The 22,892-nt window shown below is 38.6% G+C and carries 23 protein-coding genes; 12 read left to right on the forward strand and 11 right to left on the reverse strand.

Annotated elements, in window-relative coordinates; all coding sequences use genetic code 11:
- Positions 1-443 precede the first annotated feature (443 nt).
- Positions 444-794, reverse strand: a complete 351-nt coding sequence (locus H6G25_RS15710; RefSeq protein ID WP_190393293.1) for a YkgJ family cysteine cluster protein — start codon at positions 792-794, stop codon at positions 444-446.
- 165 nt (positions 795-959) lie between these two features.
- Here H6G25_RS15710 and H6G25_RS15715 point away from each other — a divergent pair, with 165 nt between their 5' ends.
- Positions 960-1,079: a photosystem II reaction center protein Ycf12 gene (locus H6G25_RS15715; RefSeq protein ID WP_028084264.1), complete on the forward strand. Its 120-nt coding sequence runs from the start codon at positions 960-962 to the stop codon at positions 1,077-1,079.
- A gap of 95 nt (positions 1,080-1,174) precedes the next feature.
- Here H6G25_RS15715 and recJ read toward each other — a convergent pair whose 3' ends face one another.
- Complete coding sequence (gene recJ, locus H6G25_RS15720) at positions 1,175-3,220, reverse strand: single-stranded-DNA-specific exonuclease RecJ (RefSeq protein ID WP_190393294.1); 2,046 nt, start codon at positions 3,218-3,220, stop codon at positions 1,175-1,177.
- Between the two features lie 259 nt (positions 3,221-3,479).
- Here recJ and H6G25_RS15725 point away from each other — a divergent pair, with 259 nt between their 5' ends.
- Together H6G25_RS15725 and H6G25_RS15730 are read left to right on the forward strand one after the other, a co-directional pair.
- Positions 3,480-3,848, forward strand: coding sequence for a 2TM domain-containing protein (locus tag H6G25_RS15725; RefSeq protein WP_190393295.1), 369 nt, complete (start codon positions 3,480-3,482; stop codon positions 3,846-3,848).
- A 217-nt stretch (positions 3,849-4,065) separates the two neighbouring features.
- Positions 4,066-4,368: a DUF488 domain-containing protein gene (locus H6G25_RS15730; protein WP_190393296.1), complete on the forward strand. Its 303-nt coding sequence runs from the start codon at positions 4,066-4,068 to the stop codon at positions 4,366-4,368.
- 3 nt (positions 4,369-4,371) lie between these two features.
- On the opposite strand, the gene H6G25_RS15735 is transcribed toward H6G25_RS15730, so the two are convergent.
- From H6G25_RS15735 to tig, 8 genes are all read right to left on the reverse strand, one after another.
- Positions 4,372-5,976 carry an NAD(P)H-quinone oxidoreductase subunit 4 gene (locus H6G25_RS15735; protein ID WP_190393297.1) on the reverse strand — a complete coding sequence of 535 codons (1,605 nt, stop codon included), beginning with the start codon at positions 5,974-5,976 and terminating at the stop codon, positions 4,372-4,374.
- Between the two features lie 261 nt (positions 5,977-6,237).
- Positions 6,238-6,750 (reverse strand): hypothetical protein, encoded by a 513-nt coding sequence (locus H6G25_RS15740; RefSeq protein ID WP_190393298.1) that lies wholly within the window; start codon positions 6,748-6,750, stop codon positions 6,238-6,240.
- Positions 6,751-6,837: 87 nt separating this feature from the next.
- Positions 6,838-7,761: a homoserine kinase gene (thrB, locus tag H6G25_RS15745; protein ID WP_190393299.1), complete on the reverse strand. Its 924-nt coding sequence runs from the start codon at positions 7,759-7,761 to the stop codon at positions 6,838-6,840.
- Positions 7,762-7,852: 91 nt separating this feature from the next.
- On the reverse strand, positions 7,853-7,990 hold the full coding sequence (locus H6G25_RS15750) for a hypothetical protein (protein ID WP_190393300.1): 138 nt from the start codon (positions 7,988-7,990) through the stop codon (positions 7,853-7,855).
- A 241-nt stretch (positions 7,991-8,231) separates the two neighbouring features.
- Positions 8,232-9,059: an alpha/beta hydrolase gene (locus H6G25_RS15755; RefSeq protein WP_190393301.1), complete on the reverse strand. Its 828-nt coding sequence runs from the start codon at positions 9,057-9,059 to the stop codon at positions 8,232-8,234.
- 269 nt (positions 9,060-9,328) lie between these two features.
- Positions 9,329-10,669 carry an ATP-dependent protease ATP-binding subunit ClpX gene (gene clpX / locus H6G25_RS15760; RefSeq protein WP_190393302.1) on the reverse strand — a complete coding sequence of 447 codons (1,341 nt, stop codon included), beginning with the start codon at positions 10,667-10,669 and terminating at the stop codon, positions 9,329-9,331.
- 30 nt (positions 10,670-10,699) lie between these two features.
- Positions 10,700-11,377 carry an ATP-dependent Clp endopeptidase proteolytic subunit ClpP gene (gene clpP, locus H6G25_RS15765; protein ID WP_028084510.1) on the reverse strand — a complete coding sequence of 226 codons (678 nt, stop codon included), beginning with the start codon at positions 11,375-11,377 and terminating at the stop codon, positions 10,700-10,702.
- Between the two features lie 168 nt (positions 11,378-11,545).
- Positions 11,546-12,955, reverse strand: coding sequence for a trigger factor (gene tig, locus H6G25_RS15770; RefSeq protein ID WP_190393303.1), 1,410 nt, complete (start codon positions 12,953-12,955; stop codon positions 11,546-11,548).
- A 566-nt stretch (positions 12,956-13,521) separates the two neighbouring features.
- Here tig and H6G25_RS15775 point away from each other — a divergent pair.
- From H6G25_RS15775 to H6G25_RS15795, 5 genes are all read left to right on the forward strand, one after another.
- A complete protein-coding gene (locus tag H6G25_RS15775) occupies positions 13,522-14,553 on the forward strand; it encodes an aspartate-semialdehyde dehydrogenase (protein WP_190393304.1) in 1,032 nt (343 codons plus the stop codon).
- 72 nt (positions 14,554-14,625) lie between these two features.
- The gene (gene dapA / locus H6G25_RS15780) at positions 14,626-15,510 is read left to right on the forward strand and encodes a 4-hydroxy-tetrahydrodipicolinate synthase (RefSeq protein WP_028089823.1); all 885 of its coding nucleotides are present in this window, start codon (positions 14,626-14,628) and stop codon (positions 15,508-15,510) included.
- 358 nt (positions 15,511-15,868) lie between these two features.
- Positions 15,869-17,635: a ribonuclease J gene (locus H6G25_RS15785; protein ID WP_190393305.1), complete on the forward strand. Its 1,767-nt coding sequence runs from the start codon at positions 15,869-15,871 to the stop codon at positions 17,633-17,635.
- Between the two features lie 379 nt (positions 17,636-18,014).
- Positions 18,015-19,691, forward strand: a complete 1,677-nt coding sequence (locus H6G25_RS15790) for an AarF/UbiB family protein (protein ID WP_190393306.1) — start codon at positions 18,015-18,017, stop codon at positions 19,689-19,691.
- 46 nt (positions 19,692-19,737) lie between these two features.
- The gene (locus tag H6G25_RS15795; RefSeq protein ID WP_190393307.1) at positions 19,738-20,118 is read left to right on the forward strand and encodes a hypothetical protein; all 381 of its coding nucleotides are present in this window, start codon (positions 19,738-19,740) and stop codon (positions 20,116-20,118) included.
- Between the two features lie 197 nt (positions 20,119-20,315).
- On the opposite strand, the gene psbN is transcribed toward H6G25_RS15795, so the two are convergent.
- Positions 20,316-20,453 (reverse strand): photosystem II reaction center protein PsbN, encoded by a 138-nt coding sequence (gene psbN, locus H6G25_RS15800; RefSeq protein ID WP_015083402.1) that lies wholly within the window; start codon positions 20,451-20,453, stop codon positions 20,316-20,318.
- A gap of 151 nt (positions 20,454-20,604) precedes the next feature.
- Between psbN and ebsA the strand changes: the two genes are divergently transcribed.
- The 4 genes from ebsA to pth all read left to right on the forward strand — a co-directional run bounded on the left by ebsA (position 20,605) and on the right by pth (position 22,657).
- The gene (gene ebsA, locus H6G25_RS15805) at positions 20,605-20,982 is read left to right on the forward strand and encodes a type IV pilus biogenesis protein EbsA (protein WP_190393308.1); all 378 of its coding nucleotides are present in this window, start codon (positions 20,605-20,607) and stop codon (positions 20,980-20,982) included.
- A 269-nt stretch (positions 20,983-21,251) separates the two neighbouring features.
- On the forward strand, positions 21,252-21,455 hold the full coding sequence (gene psbH, locus H6G25_RS15810) for a photosystem II reaction center protein PsbH (RefSeq protein ID WP_190393309.1): 204 nt from the start codon (positions 21,252-21,254) through the stop codon (positions 21,453-21,455).
- 300 nt (positions 21,456-21,755) lie between these two features.
- Complete coding sequence (locus H6G25_RS15815) at positions 21,756-22,010, forward strand: TatA/E family twin arginine-targeting protein translocase (protein ID WP_190393310.1); 255 nt, start codon at positions 21,756-21,758, stop codon at positions 22,008-22,010.
- A gap of 2 nt (positions 22,011-22,012) precedes the next feature.
- On the forward strand, positions 22,013-22,657 hold the full coding sequence (pth, locus tag H6G25_RS15820) for an aminoacyl-tRNA hydrolase (protein WP_190393311.1): 645 nt from the start codon (positions 22,013-22,015) through the stop codon (positions 22,655-22,657).
- Positions 22,658-22,892: the final 235 nt, after the last annotated feature.

Below are 22,892 nucleotides of genomic sequence, written 5' to 3' on the forward strand. Positions count from 1 at the left end.
GAATTGATCCTAAAAGTACCACGGTGGAGATTGTAATCAGTTTAGGCGAATCTGCACCTTCAAATTTCATGATTCCGCGATTTAAATCGGACATTGTTTTAAAGCCTCCCTAATTGTATGGCTAGTCTGTCCGTTCTGATTTTAGTCTTTCTATTCGCAAATAATGTTAAATTCTTCTTATATTTTCTTTGATGTTGATAACGGTGAACAAAGCACAGGGAAAAAGAGTAAAAGTTAAAACATTAACTGATCTGATAACTAAAATAGCAATTGACAAATATCCAACTAGGGGACTAATATTTGATTTTGAAATACACTTAGGTTACTTACACTACTGAAAACTTTTCAAATATCATTTAAATGAATAAACTAATTTGTAGTTGGATAAAATCAACAGTCAATAAATTCTTTGTTACTACATAGGGCTGGCTGGATCAACTGAATTAAAAACCAACGGCTTGATCAAAGCGGATACTTTCCAAACTGCGATCGCCATAAACCCCTTCAATCTGCTGACGACAGCAATCAATCGCAAAATCATTTACATCCTCTGCTTCAATACCATACATTTCCGCAAAGGTTTCCGCTTCTACACGACAAAACCGAGGACGGTGAGGATAAATTTTACACTCCCTTGTACCATGATCATAATTTACACACCATCCCCCTTCCCCTACCATACTGAGATAAAGTTCTAAATCCGGTGGTGAAAGATACTCTTCTAAATCTGGACGATCCGCTGGTGTTAAGTTACAGCAAGCCCCACACTGAGATATACATTGCCAAGTAGCCATATTTTTAACCTTTTGCTATTCCTGCTATTTTACTTTTTTATGACTTTTTCTATAATTTTGTGAACTAAATTAAATTTTAGATCCCCTAAAAAGATATGATAAATTACGGGTTTGGCTATGAAATTATTAAATCTTTTTAAACCATTAAATCATTGGGAGGAAAAAATGGACATTTTAGCTAACATCAATTGGGAAGTTGTCTTACAGTTAACTTGCGTGGGACTAATTGTGATTTCAGGTCCTATAGTCATCTTTGTCCTAGCATTTCGCAACGGCAACCTGTAAATTAGTTAATGGGTAATAGGTAACAGTTTATCTCATCACCATTACCCATTGATAATAACCGGGGTTAAATCCCCGCTTCAAACAGTTTTTAATCTTTAACTCATAGCACAGGTTGATAAAGCCCGCATTGCATTTTCAATAATTCCCTCATATATAGGTTGAGATAAGTTTACCTGTGCCGCATTTTCGCGGTTGAAACCCAACAGACCAAATTTATCATCTGGCCGCATCACTAAAACCTTACCTTCAGAATTTTTCACCCTTAATTCTTTACCCATGCCATTGTCATAAATTCCACAAGTATATTGACGCTGTTGATATTCAAAACTTACCGTTGATAAATTTGATGAATTAGTGAAAAGTTTGAGAATATGATTTGGGAGTTTTGCACCAATTAACTCAATTTCAATATTAACTTTACCATTAAAGTTATTTTCCCGCAACTTGTAAGCAATATCTAATCTTGATGGTAAAGGAAAATAATCACCCCAGCGCCATGCTATTCCTTTAATTTTCACGAAGCTATTGTCAATATTTTGAACTACAGTTAATTTAATATGACCCTTACCAACGATTTTTTGTTCAATGACTTGGACATTAGGAGTCCAAAATATAGGGTCTGAATTATCAATACCACAGGGATGGAGAATATTCAATTGTTGAAAAATATCCTGATTAATTTCGTGAAGATTAATTTGAGAATCAATTTTTAAAAGAGGTTTGAGGTGTTGAATTTCTAAATATCTATTTGCAAATTCCGACAACCGCAGTCGAAATTCTGGTAAATTTTCCGCTGGTAAAGAAAATCCTCCCGCAGCTTTGTGTCCTCCAAATTTATTTAATAAATCCCGACAACTATCTAAAGCTGCAAATACGTGAAATTCAGGAATTCCCCGCGCTGAACCGCGAATTATGCTGTGATTTTCATAAGTACCAATAAACACAGGAACACCATAACGTTCTAGTAAACGAGAAGCCACAATACCAATAACACCATGATGCCAATTATCTTTGATCATAACTAATACGCGGTCTTTTTGTAAAGAGTTTATATATAAATCCTCAACCATAGAAATAGCTTCTTGTTCAATTTCTTCACACATTTGCTGACGTTGAGTATTAGTTTGTTCACACTGAATAGCTTTAGCTAATGCGATACTAAAATCATCAGTTGTCAATAGATCAATGACAACTTGTGGATCACCAATTCTACCTATAGCATTAATTCGCGGTCCTAATCGAAAACCAATATCTTCCGGTTTTAAAGATTTTGAATTTTGGTTTTTTTCTCCTTCACTAGCTTGCACTCCTGCAACTTGAATTAATGCTTGTATCCCTGGTAAATTAGATTTTGGTAATAACTTTAAACCCCGTTTTACCCAGCGACGATTTACACCAGTTAAAGGGGCTAAATCAGCAATAGTTCCCAAAGTAAATAAAGCTAAAAGTGGTTGAACTAAACCTTTAATTTCCCCTAACTGTTGTGCTAAACAAACTGCTAAAATATAAGCCACACCCACACCAGCCACACCCCGATAGGGAGAAGATTCAGCTATTAGTTTTGGGTTGAGAATTGCATTAGCTGGAGGTAATTTTTCTGGAATATCATGATGATCTGTGATAATAACTTTTAAACCTAATTCTCTGGCTTTGGTAATAGGTTCAACAGCAGAAATTCCATTATCTACAGTTAGAATTAGTTTGACACCTTCATCATAAAATTCTTGGACAATACGGTTATTAATCCCATAACCATCGTGCATTCGACTAGGAATAGCATAATCAATATCAGCACCCAAAGCCCTAAGACTTCTTAATAGTAATGCAGTGCTAGTCATACCATCTGCATCATAGTCACCACAAATAGCTATTTTATCATTATTGGCGATCGCTATTTCTAATAATTCCACACTAGCAGCTAAATCGGGAAATTCCGCCAGAGGAGAAGGTAAAATCAGAGATTCGGGTTCTAAAAATATCTTTGCATCTTCTGGAGTTTCCATGCCCCGATTAATTAATAATTGGCCGATAATGGGGGAAATATTCGTTAAATTTGCCAGTTTTTCGGCTAATTCTGGATTTAATGCTGCAATTTGCCAGCGTTGATTAGGTAAGCGTTTGGTAGATTGATGATTAGTCATTGGTCATTTTGGTTGAGTAAACTAGACCTATATTTTTTTAGATTTTATCAAATTATGTCACTTTCATCACTGATTATTCATTTGATATTTTTACTTTCATCTATATTTGTGTTTTTAAATACTATATAAATCATTTTTTTAGATATAAAATATGTTTTTCAACAGTCTATAACAACAGATAAATATTTTAAATCATTGTGTAGCTACCGTTGCAAAAAAAACTCTCACAAGTATTTTTTGACCATTTTAGGTGGAGATAATGACTTACAATTCAGAAGAAATGCAGCAAATTCTCGAAGTCGCTTTTAAACGTAAGCAACAAGGAGAATATACAAGAGATCAAATAATAGAAATAGCCTCAGAATTAGGTGTTTCTTCAGAATCTTTGCAAGCAGCGGAACAAGAATGGTTAAAAAATGACGTAAAAGTGAAAAAAGAACAAATGTCTCATAGTCAACAACGAAAAGAATTTAAATCACACCTATTTGCTTTTATGGCAATTAATGGTTTTTTAGTGTTATTAAATTTAGTAGTTAGTCCCGGATATTTTTGGGCAATTTATCCCATGTTAGGATGGGGTTTAGGTCTATTACTCCATGGAATTAAGGTTTACACAAGTAATTCCTAAAACATAACCCCGACTTTTGCAAAAAGTTGGGGTTATTCAGACTGATGCCGTAATTTTTAAAATAGAGTTTTCAAAAAACATAATTTATGCTACAATCAGATGGCAGTCGAAAATTAATCAGTAAATAACTCAAGACCACAAATGCTATCAAGTTCCAGAAAATTTATTAAAACTTGTAAAAATTATTATAAGTATTATTTCTGGATAACAAATAATTATGAAAATATTCACTATTGGACACTCCAATCACACAATTGAAACATTTATTGAACTGTTACATCAACATCAAGTAACAGCCTTAGCTGACGTGCGTTCTAGTCCCTATAGTCGCCGATTTCCTCAGTTCAATCAATCAGCTTTAAAAACAGCCCTAAAAACCGCAAATATCGCTTATGTTCCCCTGGGAGATAACTTAGGCGAAAGATCCTTGACTTCTTCAAAAAATCAAGGATCTTTCTTATTTGCACCCTTCCCCTCATATTTAAGTTTAAGATCTACTACAGTGCCATTTTGGACTTGATAATTATTCAACTATATTCCCTATTTTGGAACTAGCTAATGTTGGTGTGGTGAAAATTTGTGAATACAAATTTGCAGGTTGTTGACGAGCGACAACTGGTAAAACTTGACGAGCATGAGCCGCAACTTCCACTGTTTTCACATCATAAGCTTGTGTGATCATCTTAGGATAAAAACCAATGCTGATGATAGGAATTAACAAACAAGCAGTAATAAACAACTCACGAGGTTTAATATCAAGAACTATAGCATCTAAATGCAATTCTTCATTCTTGTCACCATAGAACACTTGACGCAGCATAGAAAGTAAATAAATGGGTGTTAAAATCACACCAACTGCTGAGAGAAAGATGATGACAATTTTGAAGCTGGAACTGTAAACATCACTAGTAGCAAAACCCAAGAATACCATCAATTCACCGACGAAGCCACTCATACCAGGTAACGCTAGAGAAGCCATTACACCCATGGTAAAAAGAGCAAAAGTTATTGGCATTACTTTAGCCATACCACCCATTTTATCCATCATTAAGGTGTGAGTACGTTCGTAAGTGACACCGGATAAAAAGAATAAACTAGCAGCAATTAAACCGTGAGAAACCATCTGTAATACAGCACCATTAATACCGATTTCTGTATAAGATGCAATCCCAATTAACACAAACCCCATGTGGGCAATTGAAGAGTAAGCCAAACGGCGTTTGAGGTTGGTTTGTGCAAAAGCACAACAAGCACCATAAACAATATTAACTACACCTAAAACTACTAAAACAGGAGCAAAGGTGATATGAGCATCAGCCAACATCTCCACATTAAAACGAATTAGGGCATAACCACCCATCTTTAACAATACACCCGCTAAGATCATTGAACCAGGAGCGGATGCTTCACCATGAGCATCAGGCAACCATGTATGGAAGGGGAAAATAGGTAATTTGACACCGTACGCAATCAAGAAACCTGTATATAGTGCCAGTTCTAAAGCTTTGGGATATTCTTTCATTCCCAATTCTGTCATGTTGAAGGTCAAATTATCACCATAGAAAGCCATGGCGAAACCAGATACTAGTATAAATATGGATGCAGCAGCAGTATAGATAATAAATTTAGTGGCTGCGTAACGGCGGTTTGCTCCTCCCCAAATGGAAATTAACAAATAAACGGGTACTAACTCAATTTCCCACATCAAAAAGAACATTAACAAATCCTGGGCAAGGAATACACCCAATTGGGCGCTATACATTACCAACATCAACGCATAAAATAAACGCGGCTTATTGGTTACTTTCCAAGCCGCGAATACTGCGAGTGTGTTAATTAAGCCTGTTAATAGTATCAGGGGCATTGATAAACCATCAACCCCCAAAGACCAATTAAAGCCAATTTGGGGTATCCAGGAATAGCTTTCTGTTAGTTGTAGGGCTGAACTTTGGAAGTCATAACCTTGCCAAAGAGCGCAGATAATTAATGAAAAATCGAATAGTGCCACCCCCAAGCCGTACCAGCGTACTGTTTTACCTTCTTTATCGGGAATGATCGGAATTGCCAGGACTGCCACTAAGGGCAGGAAAATTATGGCTGATAACCAAGGGAGTTCTATTGTATTCATAACTGTTGACAATATATTTTTGGTTTTGCTTTTGTTTACATTATATTAAGAAATTTTTACTTTTGTAAATGATTTCTTGTGAAGATCTCCAGTTTTGTGGACTATTTTAGTAATAAATACCTACTGAAGTCTGATGTCAATCCATTCTAAATGTAAATTTTTGTAATGTCAACAAAAAAAACAGCGCTATTAGTCGCTGTCTTTAGTTATAATGCCCCGGTTAAGGATAAATTTAAACTTTCACAAAGTTGTTTAGGATGCTTAAACAATACGGTTGACAATTGTCCACACTTGACAATCTGATCTAACATAGGGGACAGAAATGGTCTTAAAGCCCGTGATGAAAGGTTTGTAGTAAACTTGCCAATACATAGGACTAAGTTCGTCAGCGCAGGTTTTGAGGAGTTTAATTTCCTTGGCCAGTTCCCCTGCTAGTTCGTTAACTCGTTCTGCATGAATTTGAGCAATTTTTTTGGCTTCTTCTAGCTGTGCTTCTTGTTGGGATATGCGGATAGAAATAGGTAAATTCCTATTTAGATAAACTTTCCTTTGTTCTATTTGCTTTTCTAGGAAAGATATTGCATCATCTATGCCTTTAAGTTCAGCAGATAATTGGGCATTTTCCCTAGCTTGACGACGATAAGCTTCAACAATGGCTAAATGTGAATCATTTTCGCCCAATTCTACATGATTATTAGTTAATATAGCCCGTTCCTGCTGGAGTGCCTGGATTTGAGATTTTAGTTCTACTATTTCTGACTGAATCTTTTCCATATTATGTTATGATCCTCAATTGGTAATTGGTAATTGGTAATTGGTTTTTCATCATCCATTGCCAATGGAAAATACAAAATCTCAACTTTATAATGTGGTTGATCCTTGCGTATCTAGGTCAAGTATTTGCACCGTTGAAGTGATTCCCTTTTGCAACCAAGCATCCTTCATAGCTATCTCTACTAATTTTGCCTTGCTTGTATCTACCAAAGCCAAAAGTGTAGGACCAGCACCACTAATTACCATACCATAAGCACCAGCATTTATAGCAGCGGTATTAACAGCATCATAACCAGGAATTAAAGCTTGACGATAAGGTTGATGTAATTTATCTTGTAATGCGGCTTTTAACCATTCTTCCCGATTAGTTGCTAAACCGCGTAACAATAAACCGAAATGAGAAATATTGAAAATCGCATCATGACGACTGATTTCTGCGGGTAGAACTTTCCTTGCTTCTGAGGTTGATAACTCAAAATCAGGAATTGCTACTACTGGTAGTATATCTCGATGCCAGGGAATATCGCCAATTTCCCAACAATTGTTACTAGTGTTACTAGTAGCAGCCAGACGACAACCACCCAATAGTGCTGGTACTACATTATCAGGATGTCCTTCCATAGCGATCGCTAATTTCATCACCTCCAATTCAGACAAAGGCCTACCAGCCAATTCGTTAGCTGCAACCAACCCACCGACAATAGCCGTCGCGGAACTACCCAAACCCCTAGATAAAGGCACACCCAACTTAATCCTTATTTTTACTGATGGTGCTGTTTGTTCTATATGCTGATATAGCTTAATAAAAGCCTGATACAAAAGATTACTCTCATCAGTTTCTACCTTTTCCGCTTCTATGCCAGAGACTTGAATCATTAAGCCTTCTACATCGAGAGTAGTAAATTCAAATTCATTGTAAAGCTTTAAAGCAGCACCAATGCAATCAAAACCGGGTCCCAAATTCGCAGTCGTGGCGGGGACTTTGACAGTAATGCAAGAAACTACAGACATTTAAGTTAATTCAAAATTTCAATATAAACCACCTCATTTTACCTGAAGGGGTTTTGATTATTCCGCTAAGTTATAGTAAGTTTGTTTTGACTCATAAACCACGACGCATATCTAGACGCATATCTATAAAATCTTGTAGTTCGACGATGGCTACGCCCACCGCAAACATCGCCTCTTCCTGCGATACTTTTACTGTCTGTGTGCCAGTTTGTGAATGCTGACTTATCATTGTTCCTTGTAATACTTATATACCTTACCGTATTCTCTCTTAGTCTTGTTCAGAAATCAAATAGGAGTCCTATAGTCAGAATCGGGATGTCCGGGATTCAAGGATGTACAGGATTGTGGTTTTTATGTTTTCTGTGAATATTTAACCCACATTCAGCAATTTTCATCTAATTTTCATCTATTTAAACCACACTCTGATTACCTTCCTCCTTTGCGCGAAACAGAAACCGTGGTTCATTTATTTAAGAAATATTTAAAAAATCTCTCACCCTTGCTAAATAAGTTTCTGCATCTTCTAACATGGGAAAATGTGCAGTATTAGGAATAATTGCTAATTCAACCTGATCATTTAAAGCCGCTGCTTTTTTACCCAACTCAGCGGGAATAATAATATCATATTCCCCCGCTACTAACAAAGTTGGTACAGTTAATTTAGCAAATTCTTGGGGCATAAATTCCGCTTGTTCTTTACTCACAGAAGTGAAAATTGTTCCCAAAGCTGCTTGATAATCAGCATTAATAAAATCTTCTAAAAAAGCCTGACGTTCAGATTTAGGAATAGGACTATGGAGAAATCTAGCCATAAACATTCTATCGGCTAAGGGGATTTTTCCTAACCACTTGGGACGGAATTTAACTACTAATCCTCCAAATTTATAAAAAGCTGCAAAAGCCTTTTCATCATATTCAAAAATACCGCTACAGGTTAAAATTGCTTTTTCTACTTTTTGCGGATAGCGGTTGAGAAATAAAGTCGCTATGGAAGCACCCATAGAATGAGCATTAATATAAACGCGCTCCAGATTTAACTGATTTAATAACACCGCTAGATCTTCTGCATATTCTGTTAATTCATAACTTAAATCAGGTTGAACATGAGAGCGCCCAAACCCGCGCATATCATAAAGTAAACAATCAAAATTATCTAATAATGCTTCAGCGGTACTTTGCCAATATCTGCCTGAACCCGCCCAACCGTGCATAAAAACCATTACTGGTTTAATAATATTTGATGGTTTTTTGATCCACTCGTAATAATGATCAACACCCCGAACATTTATATAAGTCATGGTAACAGTTAAAAACTAACAATTAAAAACTAACAATTAAAAACTAAGTAGGTGAACGGAAAAAAACCGACATAAGTAACGAAAAGTAAAGTTTCCCAAAACCTCTTCCCTGTTCCCTCTTCCCTGTTCCCTGTTCCCTGTTCCCTGTTCCCTTTTCATAACGACAACTTTTAACGCCAACCTACTTAACAATTCAAAACTAACAATTGACAATTGACAACTGACAACTGATGGGCAACAATTGACAATTGACAATTGACAACTGACAATTATGCTGATTCTGGTTTTGGTAAAGAAGAAGGATGTACTAGTAATTCAGCAGTAGAACGTTTTTCCACCATTTCCTTAGTGATAGTACAACGAGTCACATCCTTACGGGAAGGTAACTCATACATCACATCTAGCATCAATTCTTCCACAATACCTCGTAAAGCTCGCGCTCCAGTTTTCCGCCGATAGGCTTCTTGAGCGATCGCTTTTAACGCATCTGGTTTAAAATCTAACTGGACATTATCCATATTTAGTAGTTTTTGGTACTGTTTCACCAAGGCACTCCGTGGTTCTGTTAAAATTGCCATCAGTGCCTCCTCATCCAAAGGATCTACTACAGCCACCATGGGAATGCGCCCGATAAACTCAGGAATCATGCCAAATTTGACCAAATCATCCGGTTGTAGATGACGCAGGGTGTCAGCAGCGCGTTTTTCTTTAGTTTGCACTTCTCCTGGTTGCACAAAGCCCATTGACTTTTTGCCAATTCTCTGATCTACAACCTTTTCCAAACCGCCGAAAGCACCACCACAGACAAACAAAATATTGCTGGTGTCAATTTGAATACAGTCTTGGTACGGGTGTTTACGTCCGCCCTGGGGTGGTACATTAGCAATAGTCCCCTCTAGCATTTTCAGCAGAGCTTGCTGTACCCCTTCCCCAGAAACATCTCTGGTAATTGAAGGATTTTCACTTTTGCGGGCGATTTTATCAATTTCATCAATGTAGATAATCCCCCTTTGAGCCTCTTCCACGTCCAAATCTGCCACTTGTAACAGTCGTAACAAGATATTTTCTACATCTTCCCCCACATAGCCCGCTTCCGTTAGGGTTGTCGCATCGGCTACCGCAAAGGGAACATCCAGGATTTTGGCCAGAGTTTGTGCTAATAGAGTCTTACCGCAACCAGTCGGTCCAATGAGTAAAATATTAGACTTTTGTAGTTCTATAGCATCATCAGCACCCGGTTTACCACTAGCCTTAGATTCAAGAACCGCCAACCGCTTGTAGTGATTGTAAACAGCCACCGACAGGACTTTTTTAGCTTCATCCTGGCCAATCACGTGTTCATCTAAATATTTTTTAATCTCCCTTGGTTTCGGGATTTGATTAAAAGAGAGATTAGACGAACGAGTGCGGCGTTTTTCTGGTGGTTCTGACTTTTGTGCCGGTGGTGAGGCGGCATTACTTGTATCCAGCAATTCCTCATCGAGGATTTCATTACACAAGTCAACGCATTCGTCGCAGATGTAGACTCCCGGACCTGCGATTAATTTACGTACTTGCTCTTGAGACTTGCCACAAAATGAACACTTTAAATGGGAGTCGTACTTAGACATATCAGCCTCTTATTTCAGAATAGTAACGTTTTACCCTGCTGTGGGAAGATTTTGCCTAGAAATGACCTGATCGATCAAACCATAATTCTTCGCCTCTTCTGCTGACATGAAAAAGTCGCGCTCTGTATCAGCTTCAATTCTTTCCAGGGGTTGACCAGTATGTTTGGCCATTAATTGATTTAATTCACCCTTAATGTAAAGAATTTCTCGCGCTTGAATTTCAATGTCAATAGCCTGTCCTTGAGCGCCACCCAGGGGCTGGTGAATCATAATCCGGGAGTCAGGTAAAGACATCCGCTTTCCAGCAGTTCCAGATGTTAGTAAAAAGGCCCCCATGCTCGCGGCTAGTCCAAAACAGATAGTTACCACATCGGGACGTATTTGTTGAATTGTATCATAGATTGCCATACCAGCGTAAACAGAACCGCCGGGAGAATTAATGTACAATTGGATATCTTTTTCCGCGTCTTCAGAATCTAGGAATAGTAATTGGGCAACAATTGAATTAGCCACCACATCATCTATGGGCGTTCCTAAAAAAATAATCCGCTCGCGCAGTAAGCGGGAGTAGATATCAAAAGCTCTTTCTCCCATACCAGACTGTTCTACTACCATCGGGACGATGTTGCTGGGGCTGCTTAGGTTGCGGCTATTGGCTAGAGAACTCAAACTGGTAATTGGGTAATTTCCTGACTGCGATACAAGCATACTAGAATATTTAACAATAAATGGAATCGAATTGTGAACTGTTAACCATTATGCCCTAGGGCACAATTCAGAAGGTAGGGGAGGCAGGGGGTAGGAAGTAGGGGAAAGATGTTTCCTAACTACCAATTACCAATTACCCATTACCAATTACCCATTACCCATTACTCATTACTCAGGATTACTAGTTTCTTCTGCCTGAACTGTTTCCGTGCTTTGGACTTGGGAATCTATTTCTGCTGTAGAACTTAAAGAACCTTCCGGTACTAATTCCACAGATGAGCGTTCTAGTAACCAGTCTACGATCTTTTTGGTTAAAAGTTCTTCCTTGACAACGCCACCCAGTCTATTTTTATCCAAGTCTTCATTAGGGTATTCTGCTATCAATTCCGTGACTCTGGCTTCCACTTCTTCGTTGGTCACTTCGATAGATTCCCGTTTACCAATTTCTTGTAAGGATAAAGAACGCTTAATACGTTCCACAGCTTCCGGTTTTGATCTTTCCCGCAATTGGGGAATAATTTCTTGGGTAAATAGCTTTTTCACGTCTATTCCCTGTTCAGACAAACTCATGGCTGTCTGTGTCAGCATAGCATCAACTTCTTTGTCAATGAAGGTTTGTGGTAAGTCTATTTCCACATGATTAAGTAGTTCGGTTAATAAAGCCTCCCGCTGGTTTTCTTTGGTTTTATCAGCCGCTTCTTTTTGATACCTCTGTGTCAATGATGCCCGCAGTTCCTCTAATGTCTCAAATTCGCTGACTTCTTGAGCAAAATCATCATCCAATTCTGGCAGTTCTTTGGTTTTAATTTCCTTGAGTGTGATTGTAAACAAGGCCGCTTTACCAGATAATTCTTCGTTACCGTAGGGTTCTGGAAATTGAGCCGCTACTTCTTTGGTTTCTCCAGGATTCATCCCCACTATACCCAAAACAAAACCGGGAATAAACTTATCCTCTTGTAACTCAACTTGAAAATCTGTTCCTTCACCACCAGGAATTGGTTTGGGTTCACTGTCAGGATCATCACCTTCGGCTTTAGCAATTACACCTTTAAAATCAATAACTGCCATATCACCGATTTCCGCAGCCCGTCCTTCTACAGGTACTAATGTGGCTAATTTATCTCTTTGTTCGTCAATAACTGTATCTACGCGGCTGGGGTCATACTTGATTTCCTCTGCTTTGGCCTCTAAACCAGTGTACTTGTTCAACTTAATTTCTGGTACTACATCTACGGCAGCAGCAATAATTAGGGGTTGTCCCGGTTCATAGTTGTTAATTAAATCATCAAAGGATGAGCGTAGTTGAGGTTGTCCAATGGCGCTAATGGCCTCTTGTTTAATTGCTTGCTCAATACCTTCTTGAATAATTTCTTCTAGAGCAGTTGCCTTAACACGACTCGTTCCCAGTCGTTGTACTAATATTTGCTGGGGTACTTTCCCTTTGCGAAACCCAGGAATATTTACGGTCTTAGTGAGATTTTTGATGACTTGCTCGTATTTTTGCTTGGTAATTTCCGATGTGATTTCTATTTCTAAGCCAATTTGACTGGCGGGAAGTTTTTCCTGGGTAACTTTCATGCTTTGTTTCTGTTTTTATGATATTTTGATCTGAGAATCATATACAAGACGCGATCGCCCACTACAGTGAGAAGCTAAGATAGCCTCGGCAATTATATCTTGAGTTCTCACGTAGGATGTGCTGATCAGGCATCATTCCCTTCTATTGGTGGATAGATATCTCTTAGCAGATATCCATTTTATCGCCAAAAGTTGAGAATTGAACACTTTATGATATTATTTCCACATAGCAGCCCTAATCCCGGTAACATAACGTAACAATCAGGGCTGATTAAAAATACCTAAATGTCAATGGCTTTGGTTTTCCTGTTCTTGCATTTTGCTGTACAATGTTATATTATCCGATAATGTCGTATATTTGATTTTCATCACTGAATTGTTGTCAACTACCATCTAATTAAGTCTCAAATTCCTCAATAAACCTCAAAAAATAAGATAATATCCCAAAAATATGCAAATTTTATTATTTAATGCCCCCGGTGAGAGGAAGAAAAGAGATAATTTAGAGATAATTTTTTGAATTGTGCTAAAAAAATGTTAATTACCTCTTAAAGGAGGAGTCGAGTTTGTCTAAGTCCTATCGTGTCGCTATTTTGGGCGCAACCGGTGCTGTAGGTACGGAGTTGCTGGAATTACTAGAAAGTCGGAACTTTCCCTTAGCTGACCTAAAATTATTAGCATCGCCACGCAGCGCGGGAAAAACACTAAAATTCAAAGGTGAGGATATCCCCATTCAGGCAGTAAGTGATCATGTCTGGGAAAATGTGGATATAGTATTAGCTAGTGCTGGAGGTGGCATCTCCAAAACTTGGGCTGGAGTAGCGGTAGAAAAGGGAGCAGTGGTAATTGATAATTCTAGTGCCTTCCGCATGAACCCTGATGTACCTTTAGTAGTCCCAGAAGTAAATCCCCAAGCGGCAGCTAATCATCAGGGAATTATCGCCAATCCCAATTGTACGACAATTCTCATGTCACTGGCAGTATGGCCATTACATCAGGTCAAACCAGTGAAAAGAATTGTAGCAGCTACCTATCAATCTGCCAGCGGCGCTGGAGCTAAAGCCATGGAGGAAGTAAAAGTCCAAAGTGAGGCTATACTACAAGGACAGCAACCAGTCGCGGAGGTCTTACCTTATCCATTGGCATTTAATTTATTTACCCATAATTCCCCTTTAACACCTTGGGGCTATTGTGAGGAAGAAATGAAAATGGTCAACGAAACCCGGAAAATCTTTGGTAGTCAAGAGATCAAAATTACCGCCACTTGTGTCCGTGTTCCCGTTCTCCGCGCTCACTCGGAAGCGATTAATTTAGAATTTGCCACTCCCTTTAATCCAGAAGAAGCTAGAGAAATTTTAAGAATATCACCGGGTGTTAAATTAGTGGAAGATTGGCAAGCAAATTATTTCCCTATGCCTATAGATGCTAGTGGGAAAGATGAAGTTTTAGTAGGCAGAATTCGTCAAGATATTTCTCATCCTTGTGGTTTAGAATTGTGGCTATGTGGAGATCAAATCCGTAAAGGTGCAGCTTTAAACGCAGTACAAATAGCAGAATTATTAGTAGAAAAAAATTTACTAAAATCTACTAGACTATAAATTTTAATTGAGTGATTTATCACGGGTAATTAACAACGAACAATGGACAAATAACTTAGGAGAGAAAAGAGTGTGGGAGATTTTGGGACAATAGTAACCGCTATGATTACGCCGTTTCAAGCAGACGGTAGTATTAATTATGATGTAGTCGCAAAACTGGCAGACCATCTAGTGAATAACGGTACAGATGCACTAGTGGTATGTGGAACAACAGGGGAATCACCAACACTGAGTTGGGAAGAAGAATACCAATTATTTGTGGAGGTGTTGCAGACTGTATCAGGAAAAGCTAAAGTAATAGCTGGGTGTGGTTCTAATTACACCAAAGAAGCGATCGCAGCCACCCAAAAAGCAGCTAAAATAGGAGTACATGGTTCTTTACAAGTAGTTCCCTATTACAACAAACCACCACAAGCCGGATTATATAAACATTTTCAGGCAATAGCAGAATCTTGTCCCGATCTGCCCATGATGTTATATAATGTTCCTGGCAGGACCAGTCAGAACCTGCTACCAGAAACAGTGGTAGAGTTAGCGAAAATTGATAACATTGTCGCTATTAAAGAAGCTAGTGGTAACTTAGATCAAGTTAGTGAAATTCGCCGCTTGACACCAAAAGAATTTCAGATTTATGCTGGAGACGATTCTTTAACCCTACCCATGTTAGCAATAGGCGCTGAAGGTGTGGTAAGTGTGGCTTCTCACCTAGTAGGTAATCAACTACAGGAGATGATTCGAGCATTTCGTCTGGGAAAAATGCAAATTGCTACCGACATTCATCTAGAACTGTTCCCATTGTTTAAAGCTTTATTTTTAACTACAAATCCCATTCCTGTCAAAGAAGCACTGAAGCTACAAGGTTGGGAAGTAGGTTCAACCCGTCCACCCCTGTGTGAAGCTGATACAGATGTGTTGAATAAGTTAGAATCAGTGATGCAAAAGCTGAATTTAATCTAAACAAAAATAGGTGAGCGATTTATTTATTTAATAAATAATGTCTAAATAATGTGTACTCGTTAGTAAATTACAATTTAAGCCCCTGTGCTATAACTGGACAAAAGACCTTTTGCAAAAGTCCAAACATGATATATGTCATTCCCAACCAAAGAAAAATCTTCAAGATGGTTACCTGCGCTTAATATAACAAATTAAGCAATTATGCGAAAAATCTAATATAAAAACGATTCAATTTGATGCAAATGAAATCAAATATGACTCTATAAAAGCTGGATTTAAACGGAAGTGTAACGTTTCCTTTTATACAAGAAACCGAACTAGCAACTGATTCACAACAAAAAACAATCTCCAGGAGAAAATGGTTAAAACCGAAGCTAATTCCGCTCTAAAAATTATTCCTTTGGGCGGCTTACACGAGATAGGTAAAAATACTTGTGTTTTCGAGTATGAGGACGAAATTATCCTCTTAGATGCAGGATTAGCCTTTCCCACAGAGGCCATGCACGGCGTAAATATAGTATTACCTGATACAACTTATCTCAGGGAAAATCGCCACAAAATTAAAGGGATGATCGTCACTCATGGTCATGAAGACCATATAGGTGGTATTGCTTTTCATTTGAAGCAATTTGATATTCCCGTGATTCATGGACCAAGACTAGCGCTGGCCATGCTGGAAGGTAAACTAGAAGAAGCGGGAGTCAGAGACCGCACAGAATTAAGAACAGTCCTCCCCCGTGACGTAGTGCGAATTGGTAAACATTTCTTCGTGGAATATATTCGCAATACTCACTCCATTGCTGATAGCTTTACCGTTGCTATTCACACACCATTAGGCGTAGTCATCCACACAGGAGATTTTAAAATTGATCATACTCCGGTAGATGGTGAAACCTTTGATTTGCAACGTTTAGCAGAACATGGTGAAAAAGGCGTACTCTGTTTATTAAGTGATTCCACTAATGCAGAAGTTCCAGGATTTACACCTTCTGAACGTTCTGTTTTTCCCAACCTTGACCGAGTATTTTACCAGGCTACTGGGCGTTTATTTGTCACTACCTTTGCTTCCAGTGTCCATCGCATTAACATGATTCTGCAACTGGCAAAGAAACACAATCGTGTTGTCACAGTTGTAGGGCGTTCCATGTTAAATTTAATCGCCCATGCGCGGAATTTAGGCTATATCAAATGTGAAGATAGTCTATTTCAACCGCTGCATACTGTGCGAGGAATGCCAGATGAAAGAGTATTAATCTTAACTACAGGCTCTCAGGGTGAGACAATGGCAGCAATGACAAGAATTGCTAATAAAGAACACCCCCATATTAAGATTCGTCAAGGGGATACAGTTGCATTCTCCGCTAACCCCATTCCCGGTAATACCATTGCAGTGGTTAATACCATTGATAAATTGATGATTCAGGGAGCAAAAGTGGTCTATGGACGGGATAAAGGTATCCACGTTTCCGGCCACGGCTGTCAAGAAGAACAAAAGCTGATGATTGCTTTAACTCGTCCTAAGTTCTTTGTACCATTCCATGGTGAACATCGGATGTTAGTTAAACATTCGGAAACTGCTCAAAGTATGGGCATTCCGGCGGAAAATATCGTCATTATCCGAAATGGTGATGTCATAGAATTGACAGAAAATTCTATCCGCGTCTCCGGTCAAGTGGCCGCTGGAATTGAATTGGTAGATACTTCTAGTTCGGGTATGGTTAGTTCCAAAGTCTTGGAAGAACGCCAACGCATGGCTTCAGAAGGTATGGTAACTATTGCTGCGGCTATTGATTGGAGTGGTAAGCTAATGGCTAAACCAGAGCTACATATGCAAGGTGTAGTAACGAGTATTGAGCGATCGCTTCTGCAAAAATGGGTACAACAACGCATTGAAGAAATTCTTGGTGTACGTTGGTTAGAGTTTTCCCCCGCTGGAGGACAACCCGCAGATACGGACTGGGGTGGATTGCAGGAAACTCTAGAACGGGAGTTAGCTCGTTCTATGCGGAGAGAGTTGCAATGTCAACCTGCTTTGACGTTGTTGATGCAAGTCCCGGAAGAGCCTGCTGTGAAGGTTGCTGACGGAAGAAGACGACGTACCCGTTCTACTGCTGTTGCCTCTTAAAGGATTATTTCGCGCAATCTCTCTTAGATATATTGTATGATAGACGCAAAGGCGCAAAGATGTTTTTTAGCATCTTTGCGTTTTTTGATAAAATTGAGACTTGATCAGCACTTTCCCATGGAAGGGGTTTAGTTAGTTATTAAGAAAAGATAAAATACCTCAAATACATACAAAAAGTTTGTACTTTTATAAAGTATAATTAAGAAAAAGATAAATAAATCTAGCTAAATAGGCTTAATTAGTTACCTATTACCCCTAGATCCGGTTAAAGTTTCTTTCTAAACAAAAAAACTACCATTATCATGAATGCCAATGACTAAGTTAGCATTCTGATCGAGGCGACGGTGTAAAATTCCCAGTTGGGGAGGCAAATAAAGGCGTGGGTCAGTATCAATCTACTGAATTAAAACAGTATAATCCAGAGGCAATTTCTCGTTACTTTCGTTACCGTCCCTGGCTGGTTTGGGGGCGACTACTGAGCATCATCTGGTCTTTTGCGGGATTTGTATTTAGTCTCAAGTGGGACGAATGGCAAGAACAAGTCGAAGAGAATCAAGGACAAAGAGCTATTGAGTTAAGAAATTTACTCACCCGGTTAGGTCCGACATTTATTAAAGTTGGTCAAGCGCTCTCGACCCGTCCTGACTTAATCCGCAAAGACTTTTTAGCAGAACTGGTAAAGCTACAAGACCAGTTACCACCTTTTGATAATGGTCTAGCATATCAGATTATTGAAACAGAGTTAGATCGCTCCATTGGCGAGATTTTCCGGGATCTTTCCCCTCAGCCAGTAGCAGCGGCTAGTTTAGGTCAAGTCTACCATGGACACCTGGTCAGTGGGGAAGAAGTGGCTGTGAAGGTACAACGTCCTAATTTACGCCCCTTACTGACAAAGGATCTGTACCTGATGCGTTGGGTTGCTAGTTGGCTCGCACCCTGGCTACCGCTGAATCTCGGTCACGATTTAACTTTAATTGTAGACGAGTTTGGGACAAAGTTATTTGAGGAAATTGATTACATCAATGAGGGGCGTAATGCGGAAAAGTTTGCCCATAATTTCCGTAATGACCCACAAGTAAAAGTTCCAGGTATTTATTGGAATTATACCAGTAATCATGTTTTAACCCTGGAATGGATTAACGGCTTTAAACTCACAGATACTCAAAATATCCAAGCCGTAGGTTTAGACCCAGAAGCAATTATTCAAATAGGTGTAACTACTGGGTTACAACAACTATTAGAGCATGGTTTTTTTCATGCTGATCCTCATCCGGGTAATTTGTTCGCTATGTCTGATGGTCGCATGGCTTACATTGATTTCGGTATGATGGATCAATTGGAGGAAACAACCAAAGAAAGTTTAGTTGATGCTTTAGTGCATTTGGTAAACAAGGATTACGCCGATTTAGCGACAGATTTTGTCAAATTGGGCTTTTTAACTGCAAATACCAATATTGCCCCCATTGTACCAGCATTGGAAGCCGTACTAGGGAACGCTATTGGTAAAAATGTCAATGACTTTAACTTCAAAACCATTACTGATGAGTTTTCGGAATTGATGTATGAATATCCTTTCCGTGTACCAGCGAAATTTGCTTTAATTATTCGTTCTCTGGTGACACAAGAGGGTATTGCGCTGAGTCTCAACCCCAATTTCAAAATCGTAGAAGTGGGTTATCCGTACATAGCACGACGGTTATTAACAGGGGAATCTCCCGCATTACGGCGACGGCTATTGAATGTATTGTTTAAAGATGGTAAATTTCAGTGGCAACGGTTAGAAAACCTGATTACCATTGCTCGTACTGATAGTCAATTTGACGTTTTACCAACCGCAAAAATGGGTCTAGAATTTATTCTTTCAGAAGAAGGTAAATTCTTACGTCGTCAGTTGGTATTAGCCCTGACCGAAGATGACCGTTTACACACGGAAGAAGTCCAACGTTTATGGGATTTGGTCAAGGATGATTTACCACCAAATCGCTTACTAAATGTGGCAATTAGCCTGTTAACAGAGTTTTCCAAAGAAAGTGTAGCAGCTATTTTAGCAAAGTAATTTGTTACCAAATAAAAACGAATTTTAATAACAACCAGGAGTTTTCATGTACTATTACCCTTTACAACCGCCCTACTTTTTAGTATTAGTTGGTTTTCTCACGGCTTTAACTTCTGGTCTGGCTCTATCTGGGACATTAAAAGTAATTGTCCAGCAATGGCCTGATGATAAGTCTACTCAAGAAAATACTAATACTCGTTCTTTTTATAAACAATTATTAGTCCCATTTATTGGTATTACAAGTGGTGTTTGTTTATTTCTTGCTTGCGGTTTAGAGATCTTCGGTTTTCCCTCTGAACTGGCTTTGGGTGTGGGTTTACCAATAAGTTTGTTAACTTGTGTATTTCTTTGGTGGCAATTAGGAGGTTTGCTAGATTATGTTAAAAGTCAAGGAATGCAATCTCTAGATTTAGATTCTTGGTCTTAGATTAGATATCTTTATCATCGCCTTTTTGTTATCAATTTAGACTTTTAAATTCATCCTCTTAGGGATTAGGGGAAGCAGGAAGTAAAGGAAGATAAAAGTAGATTTGAGTAGGTTTTATATAACGGTATTTCAGATGTTTATCTAATTTAGGATGTTAGGTGGGTATTACCCACCATCATATTAAGTTAATGACCTCATTAATCTTCGTGATCATCAAACGGATCATCTAATTCCTGGCTGGGCGGGCCAAAAGATGTGTAAATTGCCATACCAGTGATAGCAACTAGTGCCGCGCAAAAGGAAATTCCAAGCACCGTAGCGGGTTCTAAGTCCATAAATTTAGTTACATATTATGAGATCCATATTTATAGAATATTACAAAATTTAACTTAAACAACCTAAACAATCTATAGCACTCCCAAGTCAGGAATAATGAAAATGAAATTGCTATGTTCAATTCCAGGTCAGTTCAAGTGACATAGAACGATGTCTATTTATCAACTCCAACCGGCAAATCATGAACAAACGAAGGTTTATATACCTTATATTCAGATCAATAAGCGAAGTTTATTGCCCTATGCCATTAGTCTTTATCAACAGGGTGTGCTGGAGGGACACCGGAAAATTGAGTCTAGTGAGGATATTCCCTTTCTTGCCACCTGGAATATTACTGCTTTACCCTCAGACCTAACTTGTTGTCGGATACAGTTTGATGGTGACTCTGAACTAACCTATGAAGTTATGATAGCCACTTTTGAATTTATTAGTCTTTTAATTGAATTAATAGAAAACCAGAGACGGTATCACAGTACCGATTTTTCTCAAAATTTTTACCGCAAACTCTTCCGCGCAGACCATTGGTGACAAGTTACGGCAGATTGCGGGTAAATATCGTTTTGATTCGTTTGTTGATACTTATGGGTTTGAGCCTGGGCATTTGCTGTATTTCCCTTACCCTCCATGGATTTGAGGCTTATTTCCTCCTCAAAAATCTTTAACTCCCGTTATATTAGCTTTTTTGTATCGGTGAGAGTTCTCTTGAATTTTGAGGTTTTTCCAATTTCATCTATAATGTCTTTATCAAATGTCTAATAAAATAAAAAAAAGCTTTTGCAACTGATATTAGGTAAATTATGGCACAAAGAACTAGGTTAGGAGATGTTCTCAGACCCTTAAATGCTGAGTATGGTAAGGTATCTCCAGGTTGGGGAACAACACCTTTAATGGGTGTGTTCATGGGTTTGTTTCTCGTATTTCTACTCATTATCCTGCAAGTTTACAACAAGTCTCTGTTAATTCAAGATGTGCTTGTTGATTGGCGCAGTTTAGGTGGCTAATAGGTGACCAAAAACATGGGATACAAGCTCGGTCTTTCTAGGACGGCTTTATGATCAAACAGATATAGTCGCCTTATGACATTAGGGGACTATAAAGGAACGTCGAGGGATAATAAAACTATTTCGATAGCACAACCCAATGAAGCGTTAAGGAATCCTCTTCAATCAGTCCCAGAAGGTATGTTGACATTAGCATCTACCCGGCTTGTCCGGGTTTTTTGTTATTTCTAAAAATGTGGGAAAATAGCGATAAAATTAACCTATATACCAATAAGACTTCTAAATTTACAGGAGAGAAAGATGAATATATTTGGTATCGGTTTACCAGAAATGGCTGTAATTATGGTGGTAGCACTGTTGATATTTGGTCCCAAGAAGCTACCAGAAATTGGCCGCAGTTTAGGTAAAACCATTCGCAGTTTCCAAGAAGCTTCTAATGAATTTCAAACCGAGTTCAAACGGGAAGCAGAACAATTAAAAGAAACTGTAAAAACGACCGCTGAACTAGAACCTAAACACATTGAAGCTGGAAAAAACCAGCAGGAAAATATATAAGGATGAAGGAGGAAGAAGTAAAACAACCGATTTTAGTAATTCCCCAGCTAATTGTCGGACTAGGAAACCCGGAGCCTAAATATGACCAAACTCGCCACAATATTGGCTTTGCAGCTATAGATAGCCTAGCACGTACTTGGCAAGTTTCTGTGGCTGAGAATCGCAGATTTCAGGGTGAGTTTGGTGAAGGTACAGCACTAGGTAGCGTTAAAGTACGCTTACTTAAACCCTTAACTTATATGAATCGTTCCGGACAAGCTATACAATCTGTAACGAATTGGTATAAATTACCCCCAGAATCAGTTTTAGTTATTTATGATGATTTAGATTTACCTTTGGGAAAAACTCGTTTACGCTTGTCTGGTTCTGCTGGTGGACATAATGGCATGAAAAGCATTATTTCCCACCTAAATACGCAAGATTTCCCCCGATTACGAATTGGTATTGGTAAACCAAAGGGTGCTATAGATGGGGATAAGTCTGATACTGTATCTCATGTTTTAGGACGATTTTCTGCTGCTGAAAATAAAGTTATGTCTCAGGTTTTAAACTTTGTCGTTGAGTGTGTAGAATTTAGTTTCAAACAGGGTATAGAAAAGACGATGAACCGTTGCAATACTCATAATTTCGCAGATATTGATTCTTAACTGAATAGGACCCACCGGAACTGGATTTACACCCGCTTGACTCCCAGGGCTTTTTCATTCTCGGAGGTAAATTGGAAAACTCTTTCCGACCCAAAAAAGCTAACTAATGCTAACAAAAGCCGGCTTTTTCTTCCTGCTTCATCCTAGAAGTGTCGGCACTATCTAGTCCACAGGCTAACACGGTTAATCTAACCGCTTCTTGTTTTACATTAATTGCAGCGTTTACATCTCTATC

Source organism: Dolichospermum sp. FACHB-1091, assembly GCF_014697585.1.
In the GTDB taxonomy this organism is placed as follows: domain Bacteria; phylum Cyanobacteriota; class Cyanobacteriia; order Cyanobacteriales; family Nostocaceae; genus Dolichospermum.

Bases quoted from the DNA above. Each gene is read 5' to 3' on its own strand.
- recJ (WP_190393294.1), bottom strand. From the start codon at position 3,220: ATGACTAATCATCAATCTACCAAACGCTTACCTAATCAACGCTGGCAA.
- pth (WP_190393311.1), top strand. From the start codon at position 22,013: ATGAAGGAGGAAGAAGTAAAACAACCGATTTTAGTAATTCCCCAGCTA.
- H6G25_RS15735 (WP_190393297.1), bottom strand. From the start codon at position 5,976: ATGAATACAATAGAACTCCCTTGGTTATCAGCCATAATTTTCCTGCCC.
- H6G25_RS15730 (WP_190393296.1), top strand. From the start codon at position 4,066: ATGAAAATATTCACTATTGGACACTCCAATCACACAATTGAAACATTT.
- H6G25_RS15715 (WP_028084264.1), top strand. From the start codon at position 960: ATGGACATTTTAGCTAACATCAATTGGGAAGTTGTCTTACAGTTAACT.
- ebsA (WP_190393308.1), top strand. From the start codon at position 20,605: ATGTCTATTTATCAACTCCAACCGGCAAATCATGAACAAACGAAGGTT.
- psbH (WP_190393309.1), top strand. From the start codon at position 21,252: ATGGCACAAAGAACTAGGTTAGGAGATGTTCTCAGACCCTTAAATGCT.
- H6G25_RS15815 (WP_190393310.1), top strand. From the start codon at position 21,756: ATGAATATATTTGGTATCGGTTTACCAGAAATGGCTGTAATTATGGTG.
- thrB (WP_190393299.1), bottom strand. From the start codon at position 7,761: ATGTCTGTAGTTTCTTGCATTACTGTCAAAGTCCCCGCCACGACTGCG.
- H6G25_RS15740 (WP_190393298.1), bottom strand. From the start codon at position 6,750: ATGGAAAAGATTCAGTCAGAAATAGTAGAACTAAAATCTCAAATCCAG.
- H6G25_RS15750 (WP_190393300.1), bottom strand. From the start codon at position 7,990: ATGATAAGTCAGCATTCACAAACTGGCACACAGACAGTAAAAGTATCG.
- clpP (WP_028084510.1), bottom strand. From the start codon at position 11,377: ATGCTTGTATCGCAGTCAGGAAATTACCCAATTACCAGTTTGAGTTCT.
- H6G25_RS15795 (WP_190393307.1), top strand. From the start codon at position 19,738: ATGTACTATTACCCTTTACAACCGCCCTACTTTTTAGTATTAGTTGGT.
- H6G25_RS15785 (WP_190393305.1), top strand. From the start codon at position 15,869: ATGGTTAAAACCGAAGCTAATTCCGCTCTAAAAATTATTCCTTTGGGC.
- tig (WP_190393303.1), bottom strand. From the start codon at position 12,955: ATGAAAGTTACCCAGGAAAAACTTCCCGCCAGTCAAATTGGCTTAGAA.
- H6G25_RS15755 (WP_190393301.1), bottom strand. From the start codon at position 9,059: ATGACTTATATAAATGTTCGGGGTGTTGATCATTATTACGAGTGGATC.
- H6G25_RS15710 (WP_190393293.1), bottom strand. From the start codon at position 794: ATGGCTACTTGGCAATGTATATCTCAGTGTGGGGCTTGCTGTAACTTA.
- clpX (WP_190393302.1), bottom strand. From the start codon at position 10,669: ATGTCTAAGTACGACTCCCATTTAAAGTGTTCATTTTGTGGCAAGTCT.
- psbN (WP_015083402.1), bottom strand. From the start codon at position 20,453: ATGGACTTAGAACCCGCTACGGTGCTTGGAATTTCCTTTTGCGCGGCA.
- H6G25_RS15725 (WP_190393295.1), top strand. From the start codon at position 3,480: ATGACTTACAATTCAGAAGAAATGCAGCAAATTCTCGAAGTCGCTTTT.